This is a genomic window from Intrasporangium sp. (assembly GCF_032907665.1).
Taxonomy (GTDB): domain Bacteria; phylum Actinomycetota; class Actinomycetes; order Actinomycetales; family Dermatophilaceae; genus Intrasporangium.
The window spans coordinates 1-2652 of record NZ_JAJJPG010000254.1 but is presented as its reverse complement, the minus strand read 5'-3'; the positions used below and the strand labels follow the sequence as shown (position 1 = coordinate 2652).

Genomic DNA, 2652 nt, shown 5'->3' with positions numbered 1-2652 from the left:
CGAGACCGCGGCCGCGGCCTCGGCTGCGACGTTCGGCCCCGGGGTCCCGGTCGCCTACGTCGGGACCGGCGCGAGCTTCCCCGACGCGCTCGCGGGTGGCCCCGCAGGCGGGCATCGCGGCGGCCCGGTCCTGCTCACGGCGAAGGACTCGCTCCCCGCGGCGACGAAGGCCGAGCTGGTGCGCCTCAAGCCGGCCGAGATCGTCGTCCTCGGTGGGACCACCGCCGTCTCGAGCACGGTGGCGGGCCAGCTCGCCACCCTCGCACCGAAGACGAGCCGCATCGCGGGGACGAACCGCTACGAGACAGCCGCTGAGCTGTCCGAGCGCACCTTCGGCACCGGCGTTCCGGTGGCCTACGTCGCGACCGGTTCCACCTTCCCCGATGCCCTCGCGGGCGGCCCGGCCGGCGGCTTCCGAGGGGGGCCACTCCTCCTGACGGGGACCAGCACGCTGCCGACCGCGACCATCAACGAGCTCAAACGACTCGCACCGGCGAGCATTGTCGTGCTGGGCGGCCCCACCGCGGTGTCGGATGCCGTGGTGTCGAAGCTGCGGTCGTACTCGTCGTCCGTCGCCCGGGTGGCCGGCGCCGACCGGTACGAGACGGCGGTCGAGACGTCCAAGCGGACGTTCTCGCGTGGTGTCCCGGTGGTGTTCGTCGCCACGGGCGCGAACTTCCCCGATGCACTCGCGGGCGGACCTCTCGGGGGCCACCTCGGCGGGCCGGTCCTGCTGACTCGCAAGGACAGCCTGCCGAGCGTGACCGCGAACGAGCTGCTCCGCCTGGCGCCGCGCAGGGTCATCGTCCTGGGGGGCACGGGTGCCGTCTCCACGGCCGTGGCCAAGCGCCTCTACAACTACGAGGAGCCAAGCACGTCCTGACCGGCGAGCCAGAGGTATCACCGCGAGCGCCCCGATCGTCTACCGATCGGGGCGTTCGCCTGCCGCGCCCCGGTCCCGTGGGACACGATGTCAGTGGACACAGGAGGTCGCAGCCATGGCCCATCCGACCTGGCGTGGGGTGACGATCTGCCCCTGCATGAAGGAGCCCCTCAACGAGCTCGCACGCACCTCCGGCAACGACATCCTCGTGTCCCCCATCAAGGGCTTCGGCTCCTACCAGGTCGGCCAGACCGCCTCTGCCGGAACCGGGTCCGGCGGTGGCCACGTCGATCTGGCGCTCGGCCGGCTCAACGCCCAGCAGAAACTCCGGCTCGAGGGCCTCGCCCGTCGGATCGGCTTCTACGCCGACATCCGCGAGCCGACGTGGTGGTCACCGACCCGGAGGCGATGGCTGAGACAGAGCTGGTCGTCGCACCTGCACATGATCCTCAAGGACTGCCGTCACCTCTCGCCGGAGGCCAGGGCCCAGCTGCGCGAGTGGTACGCAGGCGAGAACGGCCTGGCCGGCAACGATCCCGATGACGGCGACCGGACCTACCTGCGCCAGACCTGGAAGCAGTACCGCAGCTCGAAGCACGGCGTGAAGCCTCCCGCCCCCCAGCCAACCATCGCGATCGCCAACCTCAAGCACGGCCGGAGGAACCGCGACGTCAAGCGCTACCAGGTGATCGTGTGGAGGCGGCTCGCTGCGAAGACGCGCACGAGGATCCTCACGAGGAACCGGCTCAAGGAGTCCCAGATCGCCGACGGCTACTACGGCGACGTCACGGTGGAGATGACCAAGGCGCTCTACGCCCAGATCGCCGCCAAGGAGCCCAAGGGCGGCTGGCCGATCTGGGCCGAGCCCGGCCCTCGTCTGCTCAAGCGGCTCGGTTTCATCCCCGTCGGCACGCGGGACCTGGACGATCCGCACGACGAGTTCGGCGAGCCGGATTCGGTCTCGGACCCCGTCTCGGCTAACATCGACCCGCACCCCGCGGGTGTAGTTCAGTAGCAGAACACCTCCCTTCCAGGGAGGAGACGTGAGTGCGATTCTTGCCGCCCGCTCCAAGCGCGGAGGGCCCGGTCAGCCGACCGGGCCCTCCGTCGTTCCGGGCCAACGACACGACGATGCCGTATGCCGCTGGGCCGGCTGGGCGGCACAGGGCCCCTTCTGCCGGGGCCGGCCCTCAGGCGGTCAGGCGCGCGGACCGAAGGCGCAGCAGCGTCGCCTCGAGCTCGTCGAGCTCGGCTTCAGCGAAGTCGGAGAGGACACTCCGCAGGTTCGCGTCGTGCACCGCGACCGCCTTCTCGAGCACCGCCGTGCCCTCAGGCGTCAGAGCGGCATACACGACGCGGCGGTCCTTGCCGCACGGGACGCGCACGACGAGGCCCGCGACCACCATGCGGTCGACCATCCGGGTGACACCACCGCCGGTGAGCGCCACCTGCTCCGCCAGTGAGCCCATGGCGACGAGGCCATCCTCGGCGCGTGAGATCCGCAGCATGACCTCGAACCACTGGTGCGGCACGCCGACCCGCTCCTCGAGGGAGGCGCCGAGCTGCTTCTCCAGCGAGTTGTAGGCCTCCATGAGCAGGCCGAACGTGGAGACCAGGTCGTGCTCGGCGGTCATGACATTCGGGGCGTGCATAGAGGTAGTTTAACATGCAACTATTTGACAGGCATTCATGACGAGTGGCCCCGCTCTCCACAACTGCGCCCCCTCGTCAGGGCCCCACCCCCGTCGAGTGGCCCCGATCTCCACAAC

General features: G+C 70.3%; 3 protein-coding genes and 1 tRNA gene. 3 read left to right on the top strand and 1 reads right to left on the bottom strand.

All coding sequences use genetic code 11. From position 1 onward, the window contains the following. The 3 genes from LOY02_RS19080 to LOY02_RS19070 form a co-directional block, all read left to right on the top strand. A partial coding sequence (locus LOY02_RS19080) for a cell wall-binding repeat-containing protein (protein WP_317183941.1) occupies positions 1–883 on the top strand: 883 nt, incomplete at its 5' end. Positions 884–998: 115 nt separating this feature from the next. Next, positions 999–1898: a hypothetical protein gene (locus LOY02_RS19075; protein ID WP_317183940.1), complete on the top strand. Its 900-nt coding sequence runs from the start codon at positions 999–1001 to the stop codon at positions 1896–1898. Next, positions 1881–1954, top strand: a tRNA-Gly gene (locus LOY02_RS19070). The genes LOY02_RS19075 and LOY02_RS19070 overlap by 18 nt, the downstream gene beginning before the upstream one ends. Positions 1955–2073: 119 nt before the next feature. Here the strand turns inward: LOY02_RS19070 and LOY02_RS19065 are convergent. After that, the gene (locus tag LOY02_RS19065; protein WP_317183939.1) at positions 2074–2535 is read right to left on the bottom strand and encodes a MarR family winged helix-turn-helix transcriptional regulator; all 462 of its coding nucleotides are present in this window, start codon (positions 2533–2535) and stop codon (positions 2074–2076) included. Between the last annotated feature and the right edge of the window lie 117 nt (positions 2536–2652).